Source organism: Paraburkholderia nemoris (genome assembly GCF_905221015.1).
In the GTDB taxonomy this organism is placed as follows: domain Bacteria; phylum Pseudomonadota; class Gammaproteobacteria; order Burkholderiales; family Burkholderiaceae; genus Paraburkholderia; species Paraburkholderia nemoris.
Map to the genome: position 1 here is coordinate 1 of NZ_CAJNBO010000019.1, position 16355 is coordinate 16355.

Consider the following 16355-nt stretch of genomic DNA (forward strand, 5'->3'; position numbering starts at 1 on the left):
CCGCCCACTTCGCGCAAAGCCTTGCCACTGCTGGCTCTCCCGCTTCCCGTGCCCCGGTGTCCGAAGCACGAAAGAGCGAGATTCTAGCGAGCCGCACGGCCCCTTGCAAGCGTTATTTTGACAAGCGTATTAACGATGCTTGAAAAGCGGTTTGCGCTTCTCAACGAACGCGGCCATCCCTTCCTTTTGATCTTCCGTGGCGAAGAGCGAATGGAAGAGGCGGCGCTCGAAATGCACGCCCTCTGCGAGCGTCGTTTCGTATGCGCGGTTGACCGATTCCTTGATCATCATCACCGCCGGCAACGGGAATTCAGCGATGGTCGCGGCCGCAGCCACCGCCTCGTCAAGCAGGGAAGCCGCGGGAATCACCCGCGAGACCAATCCTGCCCGCTCGGCCTCAGCAGCGTCCATGAAGCGGGCGGTCAGGCAGAGATCCATTGCCTTCGCCTTGGAGACTGCGCGCGGAAGCCGTTGCGTGCCGCCCGCACCCGGCATGATGCCAAGCTTGATTTCCGGCTGGCCGAACTTCGCAGTGTCGGCGGCGAGAATGATGTCGCACATCATCGCCAGTTCGCAACCGCCGCCAAGCGCAAAGCCGGCCACTGCAGCAATAATCGGTTTGCGGATGGAGCGAACGGTTTCCCAGTTGCGGGTGATGTAGTCGCCTTTGTAGACGTCCATATAGGTATAAGTCGCCATCATGCCGATGTCGGCTCCAGCGGCGAACGCTTTTTCGCTGCCCGTCACCACGATCGCACCAATCGCGTCATCGGCGTCGAACTCCCGCAGCGCTGCGCCCAGTTCGTCCATCAACGCGTCGTTCAGTGCGTTCAACGCCTTCGGACGATTCAACGTGACCAAACCGACCCGTCCACGCGTCTCAACCAGAATGTTTTCGTAAGCCATGCCGCCTCCTAATAGTTAATGGCGCGCAAAAAACGCTTCGCGCGGCTGTCTCAGTAATGCTACCATTCACCAACCAACCGGTCGGTCAATTATTCGACAGGCTTTTCCCAACGTACAGCCAAGCCCCTCTGCCATGACACATCCGCTATTCACCAAGCACGAAGACACGCTGCAAAAGGCACTCACCGCGGTCGAAACGCGCGGCTACTGGAGTCCGTTCGTCGAGATGCCCAGTCCGAAAGTGTACGGGGAAACAGCTAGCGCAGACGGCGAAGCCGCATTCAAAGCGCTTCTGAACAAGACGTTCGAACTGGACCAGCCGTCGACCGGAGAAACAGTCGGCTCTGAAGTCTCGCCGTTCGGGTTCCCGCTCGGCGTGCGCTATCCGAAGGCCGATCCTGATGTGTTGATCTCCGCAGCCGCCGTGGCACAGCGCGATTGGCGCTCGGCCGGCCCGCAGGCGTGGATCGGTGTGTGCCTCGAAATCCTCGCGCGAGTGAATCGCGCCAGCTTCGAAATCGGCTACAGCGTGATGCACACGACCGGCCAGGCATTCATGATGGCCTTCCAGGCTGGCGGCCCGCATGCGCAGGACCGTGCCCTCGAAGCGGTCGTGTACGCGTGGGACCAACTGCGCCGCATTCCCGCTGACGCCCACTGGGAAAAGCCGCAAGGCAAAAATCCGCCGCTTGCAATGCACAAGCGCTATACAGTCGTGCCGCGCGGCACCGGCCTCGTGCTCGGCTGCTGCACCTTCCCGACATGGAACGGCTATCCGGGCCTCTTCGCTGATCTGGCCACCGGCAACACGGTCATCGTCAAACCGCACCCTGGCGCGATTCTGCCCCTCGCGCTGACCGTGCGCATCGCACGCGATGTGCTGCGCGAAGCCGGATTCGATCCGAACGTTGTTACGCTGCTGGCCACCGAACCGAACGATGGCGCGCTGGTTCAGGACCTGGCCCTGCGCCCTGAAATCAAATTGATCGATTTCACGGGCAGCACGCAAAACGGCACCTGGCTCGAGCGCAATGCACACCAGGCTCAGGTCTACACCGAAAAAGCCGGCGTCAACCAGATCGTGATCGACTCGGTTGACGACATCAAAGCCGCCGCTCGCAATATCGCATTCTCGCTCGCGCTGTACTCGGGACAAATGTGCACCGCGCCGCAAAACATCTATGTGCCGCGCAACGGCATCCGCACCGCTGAGGGCACGCTCGGCTTCGACGAAGTTGCTCAGGCTATCGCCGGCGCCGTGCAAAAACTGGTCGCCGACCCGGCTCGCGCCGTTGAACTGCTTGGCGCGATCCAGAACGAAGGTGTCACCCAGCGCATCGAGGAGGCCAGCAAGCTCGGCCGAGTTCTAGTAGGGAGCCAATCGCTGGAGCATCCGGCTTTTGCCAGCGCCCGCGTACGCACACCGCTCATGCTCCAACTGGATGCTGCTACCGACCACGCGCAGTTCACCAAAGAATGGTTCGGCCCGATCTCCTTCGTGATCGCGACGGACTCGACAGCCCAGTCGCTCGACCTCGCCGGCGCCATCGCCGCCGAGCATGGCGCATTGACGCTGTCGGTCTACAGCACGGACGAAGCCGTGCTTGACGAAGCGCACGAAGCATCGATCCGCGGCGGCGTAGCACTCTCGATCAATTTGACGGGTGGCGTATTCGTCAATCAGTCGGCGGCCTTCTCCGACTTCCACGGCACGGGCGCAAACCCGGCGGCAAATGCCGCGCTGGCCGACGCAGCCTTTGTCGCAAACCGCTTCCGCGTCGTTCAAAGTCGCGTTCATGTTGAACCGAAAGCGGCGCCGGCGGTAGCTGGCTGAATGGCATAAGGCAAAAACACGGCTTTCGCCCTATGCCGATTGGCCGAATGGACCGAGCCGTGCACCCCAACTAACATGAGACATCGGATTGGCAAGTCCCGCCAATCCGGCCCAGCAGGAATCCACATGAACGACGCCTTCATTTGCGACGCGATTCGCACCCCAATCGGCCGCTACGGCGGCGCCCTGAAGGATGTCCGCGCCGACGACCTCGGCGCGGTACCGATCAGGGCGTTGATCGAACGCAATGCCGGTGTCGACTGGCAGGCACTCGACGACGTGATCTATGGCTGTGCCAATCAGGCCGGTGACGACAACCGTAACGTGGCTCGCATGGCGGCTTTGCTGGCCGGCTTGCCCACGGCTGCGTCGGGCACAACCATCAACCGTCTGTGCGGCTCGGGTATGGATGCGGTCGGCACTGCGGCGCGCGCCATCAAGGCAGGCGAAGCGCGGCTGATGATTGCAGGCGGCGTCGAAAGCATGACGCGCGCGCCGTTCGTAATGGGCAAGGCCACCAGTGCATTTTCACGGCAGGCCGATATTTACGACACGACAATCGGCTGGCGTTTCATCAATCCGTTGATGAAGCGTCACTACGGCGTTGATTCGATGCCGGAGACCGCGGAAAACGTGGCCGTCGAGTTCGGCATAAGCCGCGCGGATCAGGACGCCTTTGCTCTGGCGAGCCAGCAAAAAGCCGCTCGCGCGCAGCGCGACGGCACGCTTGCTCAGGAAATCGTCGGCGTTGAAATTACGCAGAAGAAAGGCGACCCCGTACGCGTGACGCTCGACGAGCATCCGCGCGAAACGTCGCTCGAAAGCCTGGCCAAGCTCAAGGGCGTGGTCCGTCCCGACGGCAGCGTGACCGCCGGCAACGCATCGGGTGTGAACGACGGCGCGTGTGCGCTGTTGCTCGCAAATCAGGAAGCTGCCGATCAATTCGGATTGCGTCGCCGCGCACGCGTGGTGGGCATGGCAACGGCAGGCGTGGAGCCGCGCATCATGGGCATCGGCCCTGCGCCGGCCACGCAAAAGCTGTTGAAGCAACTGAACATGACGCTCGAGCAATTCGACGTGATCGAGTTGAACGAAGCCTTCGCGTCGCAGGGACTGGCGGTCTTACGCACGCTCGGCCTGCGCGACGACGATCCGCGCGTCAATCCGAACGGTGGCGCGATTGCGCTCGGCCACCCGCTCGGCGCTTCCGGCGCGCGTTTGATCACTACCGCGCTTTATCAGTTGGAACGAATCAACGGCCGCTTTGCGCTTTGCACGATGTGTATCGGCGTAGGCCAAGGCATTGCATTGGTAATCGAGCGGCTCTGACACTAACACCGCTTCGCCCATTGCACTGCCGATCAAAGAGACTTTGAGGAGACACCCAATGTCATATGAAGCGATTCGCCTCGACATCGATACATCGAGCCACGTAGCGACCATCACACTGAACCGCCCGGACAAGCTCAACAGCTTTACCCGCGCGATGCACCAGGAATTGAGCGACGCACTCGGCCAGGTCGAAGCGTCCGGCGCGCGCGCGCTCGTGCTGACCGGCGCGGGCCGCGGCTTCTGTGCAGGACAGGATCTCGCGGATCTCGACTTCACGCCAGGCGCAATGACCGATCTGGGCGAACTGATCAACGCGCATTTCAATCCCTTGATTCGCCGCCTGCAAGCACTGCCGTTGCCCGTGATTGCCGCGGTCAACGGCACGGCTGCCGGTGCCGGCGCCAATCTCGCACTGGCTTGCGACCTCGTGCTTGCCGCCCGTTCGGCCAACTTCATTCAGGCATTCGTGAAGATCGGTCTGGTGCCGGACTCGGGCGGCACATGGTTCCTGCCGCAACGCGTCGGTATGGCCCGCGCCTTGGGTCTTGCCATCACCGGCGACAAACTGAGCGCGGAGAAAGCCGAAAGCTGGGGGCTGATCTGGCAAGCGGTTGACGACACCGAGCTAGCCGCCGCGGCAGGCAAGCTCGCGGCCCAACTAGCGCAGCAGCCCACACGCGCTATCGCTGCGATCAAGCAGGCAATGCGCGCCGGCGCGACGCAAACGCTGGATCAGCAGCTCGATCTCGAACGCGATCTGCAACGCGAACTCGGTGCTTCGCACGATTACGCGGAAGGCGTGCAGGCATTCGTGGAAAAACGCGCGCCGCGCTTCGAGGGTCGCTGATATGTCCGCTCAACCGAACCACCCCGCTCAAATGACACCTGACGAACTCGCTCGCGCAACCGCGGCCGCCATGTACGAAAACGACGCGTGCAGCCGCGCGCTTGGCCTCGAAATCGTAGAAGTGCGCCCAGGATACGCGCGCCTGCGCATGGCGGTGCGCGACGATTTCCTCAACGGCCATCAGATTTGCCACGGCGGTCTGATTTTCACGCTCGCTGATTCGACATTCGCTTTCGCTTGCAACACGTACAACATCAATACCGTCGCAGCGGGCTGCTCGATCGAGTTCCTGCGGCCGGTGAAAGGCGGCGACGTGTTGACTGCCGAAGCGGTTGAGCAAACCCTGAGCGGCCGCACCGGCATTTACGATATTCGCGTCACGAATCGCGCAGAGGAGACCGTGGCGATGTTTCGCGGCAAATCGGCACAGATCAAAGGCAACCTGATTCCTACCGGCGATTGAACAGCAGATTGAACGGCAGAGCCGCAACACGGTCGCGGCCTATTGCCAGCACCTATATAGATAGTAGATAGCAGCGAGTCCCCGGTTTTTGCGCGCGAGCGCACCGCACCCCAGACCCAAGCATTGAGGCAGCAAGGAGACATTCGATGACCACCGCCCTTCCGCTCGATCCCATCGAGACAGCCAGCCGCGACGAACTCGCCGCGCTCCAACTCGAACGGCTCAAATGGTCGCTGAACCACGCTTATGAAAATTCGCCGGTGTATCGGCAAAAATTCGATGAAGCCGGCGTTCACCCGAGCGAAGTGAAGACTCTCGCGGACCTCGCGCGCTTCCCGTTCACCACCAAGAAGGATCTGCGCGACAGCTACCCGTTCGGCATGTTCGCTGTGCCGCAGGAACAGATCTCGCGGATCCACGCATCGTCCGGAACGACAGGCAAGCCGACAGTCGTTGGCTACACGGCGCGCGATATCGACACGTGGGCGAATCTTGTCGCACGTTCGATCCGTGCCGCGGGCGCGAAGCGCGGCGACAAAGTTCACGTGAGCTACGGCTACGGTCTGTTCACAGGCGGCTTGGGCGCACACTACGGCGCCGAACGCGCCGGGCTGACGGTGATCCCCTTCGGCGGCGGTCAGACTGAAAAGCAGGTGCAACTGATTCAGGACTTCCGGCCCGACATCATCATGGTGACGCCGAGCTATATGCTGTCGATCGCCGACGAACTCGAACGGCAAGGCATTGATCCGGCGAATTGCTCGCTGCGCCTCGGCATCTTCGGTGCGGAACCATGGACCAATGACATGCGCCAGGCGATCGAAAAGCGCATGGGCATCGACGCTGTGGATATCTACGGTCTGTCTGAAGTGATGGGACCTGGCGTCGCTTCGGAATGCGTCGAGACGAAAGATGGCCCGACCATCTGGGAAGATCATTTCTACCCCGAGATCATCGATCCCGAAACCGGCGAAGTGCTGCCGGACGGCGAGCTCGGCGAGCTGGTATTCACGTCGTTGACCAAGGAGGCGCTGCCGATCGTCCGTTACCGAACGCGCGATCTGACTCGCCTCCTGCCAGGCACCGCACGCACCATGCGCCGGATGGAAAAGATCACGGGTCGCTCGGACGACATGATGATCGTGCGCGGCGTCAACGTGTTCCCGACGCAGATCGAAGAATTGCTGCTCAAGCAACACGCCCTCGCGCCACACTATCAAATCGTGCTGACGAAGGAAGGCCCGCTCGATGTATTGACGTTGAACGTCGAGCCCTGCCCGGAATCAGCGCCAGATAGTGCGGCGTTGACCACGGCTAAACAGGCGTTGACCTACGACATCAAGGCACTGATCGGCGTCAGCGCCATCGTGAACGTGCTGGGTGTGAACGGCATCGAGCGGTCGGTGGGCAAGGCACGGCGTGTGGTGGACAAACGGAAGTCGGGGCTTTAAGCGAAGCGCCGAAAGTTGATGCTTGATAACGGAACTGACCGGTGTCAGCGCCGTTATCAAACCAGAAGCCAGAAACCAGCGATCAGGAAAACCCCGCCCCCAAACCCTCACGAATTCGGCAACAACAACCACATCCGGCCGCCCTGCTTCATCTTGCCGGCCAGATCGCCGGCATCGTCGCCGAGCCCCCAGAAGTAGTCCGCACGCACGCCACCTTTGATCGCGGACCCCGTGTCCTGCGCAAAGACGAGGCGATTCATCGGCGAGTTCGTCAACGGTCGCGTGGTCTGCAAAAACACCGGTGTACCTAGCGGAATCGAAGTCGGATCCACCGCGATCGATCGCTCCGGCGTCAACGGCACGCCCAACGCACCGATCGGGCCATCCGCACCGCCGCTCGGCGCACTCTCGCCGGACGGCATCTCGCGGAAGAACACGAAGCGCGGATTGGTATCGAGCAATGCGTCGACCCGCGTCGGGTTCGCGCGCGCCCATGCCTTGATGCCCTGCATGGTCGCCTGCGCCGGCGTCAATTCACCGCGATCGAGCAGCCACCGCCCAATCGACTTGTACGGTTGATTGTTCGTGCCGCCAAATCCGACCCGCATCACGCTGCCGTCCTCCATCACGACGCGCCCGGAGCCTTGCACCTGCAGGAAGAACGCTTCGATCGGATCGTCGACCCACACGAGTTCATTGCCGTTGAGCACGCCTGCACGCTCGAGTTGCGCACGCGCCGGCAGCGGAGCACCCGCGCGATAACCCGATGGCCAGCGGTACAGCGCCGTCTGATACACGCCGTGCCGCGTGCGCGAACCGCGCAGCAACGGCTCGTAGTATCCGGTGACGAGACCATCGAGCGTGCCGTCGTTATTGGCTAACTGGAACGGCGTGAAATACGCCTCGAAAAATGCCCGCGCACTGGTGACGTCCAGATCGTCGATCTGCGAGGCCGCCGCGCATGCACGGGCCCAGTTCGGTTGACGCGCAAGCCTCAGGCAGTTTTGCCGCAATGCGGCCGTCGCGCCGATCAGCGAATCGTCCTGCCATCCCGGCACCTGCTGCCAGGCCACGGCAGTCAGCCGCGTCGCGGCGATCTGCCCGGGTATGATCGCGGCACCCGTGGGCGGCGAAACCGAAGGCCGGACCGCACCGCCGCCACCGCAGGAAGCCAGCATTACCGCCACCGAAAGCGCGCCGAGCCATGCTCCGGCCGTGCGGACAAAACGCATACAATGTTCGTTCTTGATGGAAACCGCCATGTCTGATCTGTTCGACGAATACCCGATGCTCATCTTCGCGCTGGAATCGCTCCTCGCGCTCTTCCTGCTCGTCTTTATCGTTGTCTGGACGTCGTCCGGCAAGAAGAAAGCCGCCCGCGCCGCCAGCGATGAACAGCAAAAGCAGCAAAAATCCCGGTAACGCTGCGCTGTAAAGCTTTTTAAAGACCGCGAGCCGCGCCCTCGGTTCAATGCAAAGTACGCGGCATCCGCAGAATGAACTCGGGCACGGGCGCGTCGAAGCGCTCGCCGTCCTCCGCCACGCAGAAATAGTCGCCACGCATAGTGCCGACGGGCGTGGCGATCACAGCCCAACTCGTATATTCGAAGTGCTCGCCCGGTTTGAGCAGCGGCTGATGCCCGACCACGCCCAGGCCTTTCACTTCCTGCACATTGTTTTCGCTGTCGGTGATCACCCAGTGACGCGCAATCAACTGCGCGGGCACCTGACCGCTGTTACGGATGGTCAGCGTGTATGCAAACGCATACTGGCGGCGCTCCGGGTCCGACTCTTCGGGCAGAAACTGCACCTGCGCCGAGACGCTGAATTCGTACTGGCTCATCCTGATTCCGGTCTGGTGAAACGGAGTGTGAAAAATCGCGGGAAGCCCCGAACGCCAATGGTTTGCGGGCACATCGGCGAAGCGGCGCCTATGGTTTGGCATTCTGCTTGATGCGCGGCATGCCCGCAACCGGACAAATCCCTCTGGCCAAGGGCCGTTAAGGCGTTTTGTCACTTTTGCCATGCGTTTTCGGCGCCGGCCACAACTCGCCGCCAAGCCGGTTCAGACGCGCACAAACCGGTAAAATGGCGTTTTCCCGCTTGCATCCGCCCCCGCCATGACGCAATTCCGTATTGCCCCCAGCATTCTGTCCGCCGATTTCGCCCGCCTCGGCGAAGAAGTCCGCAACGTTGTCGCCGCCGGCGCCGACTGGATTCACTTCGACGTGATGGACAACCATTACGTGCCGAACCTGACAATCGGCCCGCTCGTCTGCGAAGCGATCCGCCCGCACGTGGACGTCCCGATCGACGTGCACCTGATGGTGCGCCCGGTCGACCGTATCGTGCCGGACTTCGCCAAGGCCGGCGCGAACCTGATCAGCTTTCACCCGGAAGGCTCGGACCATATCGACCGCACGCTGTCGCTGATTCGCGACCACGGTTGCAAGGCCGGTCTCGTGTTCAATCCAGCCACGTCGCTGAACCATCTGGACTACGTGATGGACAAGGTCGATCTGGTGCTGATCATGTCGGTGAATCCGGGCTTCGGCGGTCAATCGTTCATTCCTGAGGCGCTCGTCAAATTGCGCGAAGCGCGCAAGCGGATCGATGCCTACAAGGAAAAGACCGGCCGCGAGATTCATCTCGAAGTGGACGGCGGCGTGAAGGTCGACAACATCGCCGAAATCGCAGCAGCTGGCGCGGACACATTCGTGGCAGGCTCGGCGATCTTCGGCGCGCCGGATCACAAGGCGGTGATCGACAAGATGCGCGCCGCACTCGCCAACATCGAGCACTGATATCCCGCACGAGAAATGACGACTCCGTTCCCTGCCCCAACCTTCACCGGCCCACGCCTGCAAGCCGCGATCATCGACCTCGACGGCACGATGATCGATACCGCAGACGATTTCACCGCCGGCCTGAACGGCATGCTTGCGCAACTCGACGCGGTGGAAACCTCGCGCGAGGAAGTGGTCGGCTACATCGGTAAGGGATCGGAGAATCTGATTCGCCGCGTGCTGGCCGAGCGCTTCGAAACGGACCACGCACAGGACCGTTTCGACGAGGCGCTCGCGATCTATCAGGAGGAGTACGCCAAGATCAACGGCGTGCACACGCGGCTGTACCCCGAGGTCGAAGCCGGCCTCAGCGCGATGCGCGACGCCGGCCTCAAACTCGCGTGCGTCACCAACAAGCCGCACCGTTTCGCGGTCGAATTGCTGGAGCAATACGGGCTCAGCCAGTATTTCAGCGTCGTGCTCGGCGGCGACAGCCTGCCGAAAAAGAAGCCGGATCCGCTGCCAATGATCACCGCCGCAGCGCAGCTAGGCGTCACACCGGAAACCACGGTCGCCATCGGCGATTCGGAAAACGATGCGCTGGCAGGCCGCGCGGCGGGCATGGCAACGCTAACGCTGCCGTACGGCTACAACCACGGCCGATCTGTACAAGAAATAAAATCCGATGGTATAGTTGCCTCGCTGCTCGATGCCGCCAAGGCTATCGCAGCGCACCATTCCACGACCTGAAAAGTCCTTCATCCTCATGTTTCTGAATAAAAAACGGAGTCTGATTAGCATCGACCGGGGAGCCTGGCCCTGGCGTCGCTGGTCGCGCTAACCTCGCCTGAGGTACGCTGAAGCTCGTCTTCGGCAACCGTTTTTTACTTCGCTGCGCTCACGCGTTTTTTCCATCACCTTGTTTCGCTGCATCGGTTGATTTGGCGTTCGTGTACCCGCAAAGTACATCTATGCGCTGAAATCCCTTGCATGCGTCGATGGGAAACTCGCGCCGGTCGGTATCATCGTGTCGAAACGTCGAACGAACGCCTGACCGGCTGCGTAACGCCCCGCTTTGTCCGACGCATAGTGCCGTCTGACGTACGTACAGGATCGGAACATGACCGAACTCGAATTCCAGTCCCTCGCCAACGAGGGTTTCAACCGCATTCCGCTGATCGCCGAAGCGCTCGCCGACCTCGAAACGCCGCTCTCGCTGTATCTGAAGCTTGCGCAGAGCGAACGCAACGGCGCCAACTCGTTCCTGCTGGAATCGGTGGTGGGCGGCGAACGCTTCGGCCGCTATTCATTCATCGGACTGCCGGCGCGCACGCTGCTGCGCACTCGCAACGGCGTATCGGAAGTGGTGCGCGACGGCAAAGTCGTCGAAACGCACGAGGGCGATCCGCTCGAGTTCATCCAGCAATTCCAGGGCCGCTTCAAAGTGGCGCAGCGCCCCGGTTTGCCGCGTTTCGCGGGCGGCCTCGCTGGCTACTTCGGCTATGACGCGGTGCGCTACATCGAGAAAAAGCTCGCGCACACCGCACCGAAAGACGATCTGAATCTGCCGGACATTCAGCTGCTGCTTACCGAAGAAGTCGCGGTGATCGACAACCTCGCGGGCAAGCTCTACCTGGTGGTGTACTCCGATCCGACGCAGCCCGAGGCGTACACCAAAGCCAAACAGCGTCTGCGTGAATTACGCCAGCGTTTGCGCACGACCGTGCAGCCGCCGGTCACGTCGGCCAGTGTGCGCACCGAGACTTACCGCGAGTTCGCCAAAGACGATTACCTGGCCGCCGTGCGCCAGGCGAAGGAATACATCGCCGCTGGCGAGTTGATGCAGGTGCAGGTCGGCCAGCGTCTGATCAAGCCGTACCGCGACAATCCGCTGTCGCTGTATCGCGCGCTGCGCTCGCTGAATCCGTCGCCCTATATGTATTTCTACAACTTCGGCGACTTCCACGTGGTCGGCGCGTCGCCGGAAATTCTGGTGCGCCAGGAAAAGCGTGGCGAAGACCGCATCGTGACGATCCGGCCGCTTGCCGGCACCCGTCCGCGCGGCAACACGCCGGAACGCGATGCCGAACTCGCCACCGAACTGCTGAACGATCCGAAGGAAATCGCCGAACACGTGATGCTGATCGACCTCGCGCGTAACGACGTAGGTCGTATTTCGCAGATCGGTTCGGTGGTCGTCACCGATCAGATGGTGATCGAGAAGTACTCGCACGTGCAGCACATCGTGAGCTCGGTCGAAGGCAAGCTGAAGCCCGGCACCACTAATTTCGACGTGCTGCGCGCCACCTTCCCGGCCGGCACGTTGTCCGGCGCGCCGAAGGTTCGCGCGATGGAACTGATCGACGAACTGGAGCCCGTGAAGCGTGGCCTGTACGGCGGCGCCGTCGGCTATCTGTCGTTCACCGGCGAAATGGATCTGGCGATCACGATCCGCACCGGCGTGATCGCAAACGGCAATCTGTATGTGCAGGCGGCAGCGGGTGTAGTCGCGGATTCGGTGCCGGAATCCGAATGGCAAGAGACCGAGAACAAGGCGCGCGCTGTGCTGCGCGCCGCCGAGCAGGTTCAAGACGGCCTCGATAGCGACTTCTGACCGGAGACACACCATGCTGCTTATGATCGACAACTACGACTCGTTCACCTACAACCTGGTGCAGTACTTCGGCGAACTCGGCGAAGACGTGCGCACCTATCGGAACGACGAAATCACGCTGGACGAAATCGCGAAACTCAACCCGGAGCGCATTTGCCTGTCGCCCGGTCCGAGCAATCCGCAACACGCCGGCATCACCCTCGACGTGCTGCGCGAATTCGCCGGCAAGACGCCGATTCTCGGCGTATGCCTCGGCCATCAGGCGATCGGTGAAGCATTCGGCGGCCGCGTGGTACGCGCGCAGACCATCATGCACGGCAAGGTCAGCACAATCGAAACCGATTGCAAAGGCGTGTTCGCCGACCTGCCGAAGCATTTCGTCGTGACGCGTTATCACTCGCTCGCGATCGAACGCGAATCGCTGCCGGATTGCCTCGAAGTATCCGCATGGACCGAAGACGGCGAAATCATGGGCGTGCGTCACAAGGAACTAGCCGTTGAAGGCGTGCAGTTCCATCCGGAATCGATCCTGTCCGAACACGGCCACGCCTTGCTCGAAAACTTCGTGAAGCAGTCGAAGACCGCTCACCGCACCGCTTGATAAAGAGAGACGAAATCATGTCGATTACGCCCCAGGAAGCGCTGCAACGCACGATCGAGCACCGCGAAATTTTCCACGACGAAATGCTGCATCTGATGCGGCTCATCATGCGCGGCGAACTCTCGCCCGTGATGTCGGCGGCGATCATTACCGGCTTGCGCGTCAAAAAAGAGACCATCGGCGAAATCACCGCCGCCGCCACGGTGATGCGTGAATTTGCCCGGCACGTCGAGGTGCAGGACAACTCGAACTTCGTCGATATCGTCGGCACCGGCGGCGACGGATCGCACACCTTCAATATTTCCACGGCGACGATGTTCGTTTCGGCAGCAGCGGGCGCCAAAGTCGCCAAGCACGGTGGCCGCGGCGTGTCGAGCAAGTCAGGTAGCGCAGACGTGCTCGAAGCGCTCGGCGTGAACATCGATCTGCAACCGGAACAGGTGGCGGCATCGATTGCGGAAACCGGCATGGGCTTCATGTTCGCGCCGAACCATCATCCGGCCATGAAGAACATCGCGCCGGTACGTCGCGAACTCGGCGTGCGGACCATCTTCAATATTCTTGGGCCACTGACCAATCCGGCCGGCGCGCCCAATCAACTGATGGGCGTGTTCCATGGGGACCTCGTCGGTATTCAGGTGCGCGTGATGCAGCGCCTCGGCGCGAAGCACGTGCTGGTGGTGTACGGTATGGACGGCATGGACGAGGTTTCGCTCGGCGCGGCGACGCAAGTCGGCGAGCTGCGCGACGGCCAGATCCACGAGTACGAAATTCACCCGGAAGACTTCGGCATGCAGATGGTGTCGAACCGTACGCTGAAAGTGGCCGACGCGGCCGAGTCCAAACTGATGCTGCTGGAAGCGCTCGACAACAAGCCGGGCGTCGCGCGTGAGATCGTCACGCTGAATGCGGGCACGGCGCTCTATTCGGCGAACGTGGCGGCGTCGATTGCGGACGGCATCCAGTTGGCGCGCGAAGCGATCGCGAGCGGCAAGGCACGCGCGAAAGTCGACGACCTGGTCCGCTTCACCCAGCAATTCAAGCAGTAATTACGTAGCGAGACACCCATGAGCGACATCCTCGACCGCATCATCGCGGTCAAACGCGAAGAAGTCCGCGCGGCTGAACAGAGCGCGCCGCTCGAAGAGCTGCGCCTCGAAGCATCGTCGCGCGACATTCGCGATTTCGTCGGCGCATTGCGCGCGAAACACGCGGCCGGCCTCGCTGCGGTGATCTCCGAAGTGAAGAAGGCAAGCCCGTCGAAAGGCGTGCTGCGCGAAAACTTCGTCCCTGCCGAAATCGCGCGTTCGTATGAGAAGCACGGTGCGGCCTGCCTGTCCGTACTCACCGACGTCCAGTTCTTCCAAGGCAGCGTTGCGTATCTCGAAGAGGCGCGCGCTGCCTGCAGTCTGCCGGTGCTGCGCAAAGACTTCATTGTCGATCCGTACCAGATCGTCGAAGCCCGCGCGATGGGTGCCGACGCGATCCTGCTGATCGCTGCCGCTCTGGAAACCTCGCAGATGCAAGACCTCGAAGCGCTCGCGCATTCGCTGGGCCTCGCGGTGCTGGTCGAAGTGCATGACCACCATGAACTGATGGAATCGCTGACGTTGAAGACGCCGCTGATCGGCATCAACAACCGCAACTTGCGCACCTTCGAAACATCGATCGAGACGACCATCGGCATGCTCGAATCGATTCCGGACGACCGTATCGTCGTCACGGAGTCGGGCATTCTGTCGCGTCAGGATGTCGAACGTCTGCGGGCGATGGACGTGCATACGTTCCTCGTCGGCGAGGCGTTCATGCGTGCGGAAGAGCCGGGTGTGGAACTTGCGCGTATGTTTTTCTAAGCGCGGTTTCAACATTCAGCGGACGCTGCGGAGCACACGATGGGCATGGAACGTGAAATCAAACTGGCACTGCCGGTGAGCCAGGTGAAAGCAGCGACGCAGTGGTTCGTCGCGCGCACTGGCGATGAAGGTCGCCCGATCGAGTTGGCGAATATCTACTTCGATACACCGAAGCTTGCGCTGGCTGCGTCGAAAAGCGCGCTGCGTCTACGGCATACGCCGGACGGCTGGCTGCAAACGTTCAAGACCGTGGGCAACGCGAAGGACGGGCTGCATAGCCGGCACGAGTGGGAAATGCCGGTGGCGGGTGAGAAACTCGAAATCGACGCCTTGCTGCACGCATGCGATGAACCCGCTGCCGCTGAGGCTTTGCGTCAGGCCGCGCCTGAACTGATCGAACTGTTCCGCACGAATTTCACGCGCACGCTGTGGAATGTCTCGCTGGACGGCTCGAAAGTCGAAGCCGCGATCGACCAGGGCAATGTGCTTGCCGAAGTGAACGGTGAGATCCGCCGCGCGCCAATCTCGGAAGTCGAACTGGAACTGAAGTCCGGCGACGAAGCGGCGCTCCACGCGCTGGCGAAAGAACTCGGCAAGCAGGTAGAGGGACTGGCTCCGGACGACATCAGCAAAGCTCAGCGCGGCTATCAATTGCGGGCGCGCTAAGCCCCCCCGCCTCAGCACCGCTACCCTGCCGCCCACGCGCGCCAGCAGAGGTACACAGAGCCCGAGCGGCACTCACACCTTGAGCTAGCCCGCGTTTGCTGCGACACTTCCCCGCCATGACCTCAGCCTCCCGCACCCGCACCAAATCGTCGCAAGCTTCGTTATTCGACGAGGCCTCGGCCACACCGGTCGACGCAACTGCACAGCCGCAGACATCAACAGCCGCTGGCTCGCCGCCAACGCTCGAAGCCCAATTCGCCGCCCTGCCCCCGGCCTGGCGCGCCCACCTCAAACCGTTCATCGAAAGCAACGCCTACGCGCCCTTGTGCCGTTTCGTCGACGGTGAACGCGCGGCCGGCAAAACCGTCTATCCCGCCGACGTCTTCCGCGCCCTGCGCCTCACCAGCCCCGACGAAGTCAAAGTCGTGATCCTCGGCCAAGACCCATATCACGGCGAAGATCGCGGCACGCCACAAGCTCACGGACTGGCGTTTTCAGTCGCGCCGAACGTACGCACGCCGCCGTCGCTGCGCAATATCTTCAAGGAAATCGCCGCGAGCCTCGGCCACGAGCCGCCGCGTCATGGCTGCCTCGACACATGGGCCAAACAGGGCGTGCTGCTGCTGAACACGGTGCTGACTGTCGAGCGCGATTCGGCCGCGAGTCACGCAAAACGCGGCTGGGAAAAATGCACCGACACGCTGATCCACGAACTGGCCATGCGCCATGACGGCCTCGTGTTCATGCTGTGGGGCGCGCATGCGCAAGCCAAACGCGCGTTGCTTGGCGGCAAGTCGCATTACGTGCTGGAAGCGCCGCATCCCTCGCCGCTATCTGCGCATCGCGGCTTTCTCGGCTGCGGGCATTTTGCGTCGGCCAACGACTATCTCGTGAAGCACGGCCGCGAACCAATCGACTGGCGCTTGCCCGACGAAGCGCAGATGCTGGCCTAACGCCCGTCGCGCGAAGCACTCCAACACCGGCCACCAAAGACCACTACCG

General features: G+C 61.9%; 17 protein-coding genes. 14 read left to right on the plus strand and 3 right to left on the minus strand.

Annotated elements, in window-relative coordinates:
- Nucleotides 1-129: 129 nt before the first annotated feature.
- Complete coding sequence (locus KHO33_RS26650) at nucleotides 130-906, minus strand: enoyl-CoA hydratase (protein WP_200566071.1); 777 nt, start codon at nucleotides 904-906, stop codon at nucleotides 130-132.
- Between the two features lie 133 nt (nucleotides 907-1039).
- Here KHO33_RS26650 and paaN point away from each other — a divergent pair, with 133 nt between their 5' ends.
- The 5 genes from paaN (at nucleotide 1040) to paaK (ending at nucleotide 6833) form a co-directional block, all read left to right on the plus strand.
- The gene (gene paaN / locus KHO33_RS26655) at nucleotides 1040-2740 is read left to right on the plus strand and encodes a phenylacetic acid degradation protein PaaN (RefSeq protein WP_054036753.1); all 1701 of its coding nucleotides are present in this window, start codon (nucleotides 1040-1042) and stop codon (nucleotides 2738-2740) included.
- Nucleotides 2741-2866: 126 nt separating this feature from the next.
- Nucleotides 2867-4069 carry a 3-oxoadipyl-CoA thiolase gene (pcaF, locus tag KHO33_RS26660; RefSeq protein ID WP_200566070.1) on the plus strand — a complete coding sequence of 401 codons (1203 nt, stop codon included), beginning with the start codon at nucleotides 2867-2869 and terminating at the stop codon, nucleotides 4067-4069.
- A 58-nt stretch (nucleotides 4070-4127) separates the two neighbouring features.
- Complete coding sequence (paaG, locus tag KHO33_RS26665; RefSeq protein WP_200566069.1) at nucleotides 4128-4919, plus strand: 2-(1,2-epoxy-1,2-dihydrophenyl)acetyl-CoA isomerase PaaG; 792 nt, start codon at nucleotides 4128-4130, stop codon at nucleotides 4917-4919.
- Nucleotide 4920: 1 nt separating this feature from the next.
- Nucleotides 4921-5382 (plus strand): hydroxyphenylacetyl-CoA thioesterase PaaI, encoded by a 462-nt coding sequence (gene paaI, locus KHO33_RS26670; protein ID WP_054036751.1) that lies wholly within the window; start codon nucleotides 4921-4923, stop codon nucleotides 5380-5382.
- Between the two features lie 146 nt (nucleotides 5383-5528).
- Entirely contained in the window at nucleotides 5529-6833 is a 1305-nt protein-coding gene (paaK, locus tag KHO33_RS26675; RefSeq protein WP_054036750.1) for a phenylacetate--CoA ligase PaaK, read from the plus strand.
- 107 nt (nucleotides 6834-6940) lie between these two features.
- Here the strand turns inward: paaK and mltA are convergent, their stop codons facing one another.
- Nucleotides 6941-8065 carry a murein transglycosylase A gene (gene mltA, locus KHO33_RS26680; RefSeq protein ID WP_054036778.1) on the minus strand — a complete coding sequence of 375 codons (1125 nt, stop codon included), beginning with the start codon at nucleotides 8063-8065 and terminating at the stop codon, nucleotides 6941-6943.
- Nucleotides 8066-8093: 28 nt separating this feature from the next.
- Here mltA and KHO33_RS26685 point away from each other — a divergent pair, with 28 nt between their 5' ends.
- Nucleotides 8094-8255, plus strand: a complete 162-nt coding sequence (locus KHO33_RS26685; RefSeq protein WP_172737691.1) for a hypothetical protein — start codon at nucleotides 8094-8096, stop codon at nucleotides 8253-8255.
- A 46-nt stretch (nucleotides 8256-8301) separates the two neighbouring features.
- Here the strand turns inward: KHO33_RS26685 and apaG are convergent, their stop codons facing one another.
- The gene (gene apaG, locus KHO33_RS26690; RefSeq protein ID WP_054036748.1) at nucleotides 8302-8676 is read right to left on the minus strand and encodes a Co2+/Mg2+ efflux protein ApaG; all 375 of its coding nucleotides are present in this window, start codon (nucleotides 8674-8676) and stop codon (nucleotides 8302-8304) included.
- Nucleotides 8677-8953: 277 nt separating this feature from the next.
- Here apaG and rpe point away from each other — a divergent pair, with 277 nt between their 5' ends.
- The 8 genes from rpe to KHO33_RS26730 all read left to right on the plus strand — a co-directional run bounded on the left by rpe (nucleotide 8954) and on the right by KHO33_RS26730 (nucleotide 16306).
- Nucleotides 8954-9637 (plus strand): ribulose-phosphate 3-epimerase, encoded by a 684-nt coding sequence (gene rpe, locus KHO33_RS26695; protein ID WP_028199698.1) that lies wholly within the window; start codon nucleotides 8954-8956, stop codon nucleotides 9635-9637.
- Between the two features lie 15 nt (nucleotides 9638-9652).
- Nucleotides 9653-10369, plus strand: coding sequence for a phosphoglycolate phosphatase (locus KHO33_RS26700; protein ID WP_200566068.1), 717 nt, complete (start codon nucleotides 9653-9655; stop codon nucleotides 10367-10369).
- 370 nt (nucleotides 10370-10739) lie between these two features.
- Nucleotides 10740-12233 carry an anthranilate synthase component I gene (gene trpE, locus KHO33_RS26705; protein WP_054036746.1) on the plus strand — a complete coding sequence of 498 codons (1494 nt, stop codon included), beginning with the start codon at nucleotides 10740-10742 and terminating at the stop codon, nucleotides 12231-12233.
- Nucleotides 12234-12246: 13 nt separating this feature from the next.
- A complete protein-coding gene (locus KHO33_RS26710; RefSeq protein ID WP_054036698.1) occupies nucleotides 12247-12834 on the plus strand; it encodes an aminodeoxychorismate/anthranilate synthase component II in 588 nt (195 codons plus the stop codon).
- Between the two features lie 17 nt (nucleotides 12835-12851).
- Nucleotides 12852-13883 carry an anthranilate phosphoribosyltransferase gene (gene trpD, locus KHO33_RS26715; RefSeq protein WP_054036695.1) on the plus strand — a complete coding sequence of 344 codons (1032 nt, stop codon included), beginning with the start codon at nucleotides 12852-12854 and terminating at the stop codon, nucleotides 13881-13883.
- 18 nt (nucleotides 13884-13901) lie between these two features.
- Nucleotides 13902-14687 carry an indole-3-glycerol phosphate synthase TrpC gene (gene trpC / locus KHO33_RS26720; RefSeq protein WP_200566067.1) on the plus strand — a complete coding sequence of 262 codons (786 nt, stop codon included), beginning with the start codon at nucleotides 13902-13904 and terminating at the stop codon, nucleotides 14685-14687.
- 39 nt (nucleotides 14688-14726) lie between these two features.
- The gene (locus KHO33_RS26725; protein ID WP_200566066.1) at nucleotides 14727-15353 is read left to right on the plus strand and encodes a CYTH domain-containing protein; all 627 of its coding nucleotides are present in this window, start codon (nucleotides 14727-14729) and stop codon (nucleotides 15351-15353) included.
- Between the two features lie 116 nt (nucleotides 15354-15469).
- The gene (locus tag KHO33_RS26730) at nucleotides 15470-16306 is read left to right on the plus strand and encodes a uracil-DNA glycosylase (RefSeq protein ID WP_200566065.1); all 837 of its coding nucleotides are present in this window, start codon (nucleotides 15470-15472) and stop codon (nucleotides 16304-16306) included.
- Nucleotides 16307-16355: the final 49 nt, after the last annotated feature.

What these genes read in the sequence shown, in the direction of transcription:
- KHO33_RS26650 (WP_200566071.1), bottom strand. Translation starts at nt 906, where the DNA reads ATGGCTTACGAAAACATTCTGGTTGAGACGCGTGGACGGGTCGGTTTG.
- paaN (WP_054036753.1), top strand. Translation starts at nt 1,040, where the DNA reads ATGACACATCCGCTATTCACCAAGCACGAAGACACGCTGCAAAAGGCA.
- pcaF (WP_200566070.1), top strand. Translation starts at nt 2,867, where the DNA reads ATGAACGACGCCTTCATTTGCGACGCGATTCGCACCCCAATCGGCCGC.
- paaG (WP_200566069.1), top strand. Translation starts at nt 4,128, where the DNA reads ATGTCATATGAAGCGATTCGCCTCGACATCGATACATCGAGCCACGTA.
- paaI (WP_054036751.1), top strand. Translation starts at nt 4,921, where the DNA reads ATGTCCGCTCAACCGAACCACCCCGCTCAAATGACACCTGACGAACTC.
- paaK (WP_054036750.1), top strand. Translation starts at nt 5,529, where the DNA reads ATGACCACCGCCCTTCCGCTCGATCCCATCGAGACAGCCAGCCGCGAC.
- mltA (WP_054036778.1), bottom strand. Translation starts at nt 8,065, where the DNA reads ATGCGTTTTGTCCGCACGGCCGGAGCATGGCTCGGCGCGCTTTCGGTG.
- KHO33_RS26685 (WP_172737691.1), top strand. Translation starts at nt 8,094, where the DNA reads ATGTCTGATCTGTTCGACGAATACCCGATGCTCATCTTCGCGCTGGAA.
- apaG (WP_054036748.1), bottom strand. Translation starts at nt 8,676, where the DNA reads ATGAGCCAGTACGAATTCAGCGTCTCGGCGCAGGTGCAGTTTCTGCCC.
- rpe (WP_028199698.1), top strand. Translation starts at nt 8,954, where the DNA reads ATGACGCAATTCCGTATTGCCCCCAGCATTCTGTCCGCCGATTTCGCC.
- KHO33_RS26700 (WP_200566068.1), top strand. Translation starts at nt 9,653, where the DNA reads ATGACGACTCCGTTCCCTGCCCCAACCTTCACCGGCCCACGCCTGCAA.
- trpE (WP_054036746.1), top strand. Translation starts at nt 10,740, where the DNA reads ATGACCGAACTCGAATTCCAGTCCCTCGCCAACGAGGGTTTCAACCGC.
- KHO33_RS26710 (WP_054036698.1), top strand. Translation starts at nt 12,247, where the DNA reads ATGCTGCTTATGATCGACAACTACGACTCGTTCACCTACAACCTGGTG.
- trpD (WP_054036695.1), top strand. Translation starts at nt 12,852, where the DNA reads ATGTCGATTACGCCCCAGGAAGCGCTGCAACGCACGATCGAGCACCGC.
- trpC (WP_200566067.1), top strand. Translation starts at nt 13,902, where the DNA reads ATGAGCGACATCCTCGACCGCATCATCGCGGTCAAACGCGAAGAAGTC.
- KHO33_RS26725 (WP_200566066.1), top strand. Translation starts at nt 14,727, where the DNA reads ATGGGCATGGAACGTGAAATCAAACTGGCACTGCCGGTGAGCCAGGTG.
- KHO33_RS26730 (WP_200566065.1), top strand. Translation starts at nt 15,470, where the DNA reads ATGACCTCAGCCTCCCGCACCCGCACCAAATCGTCGCAAGCTTCGTTA.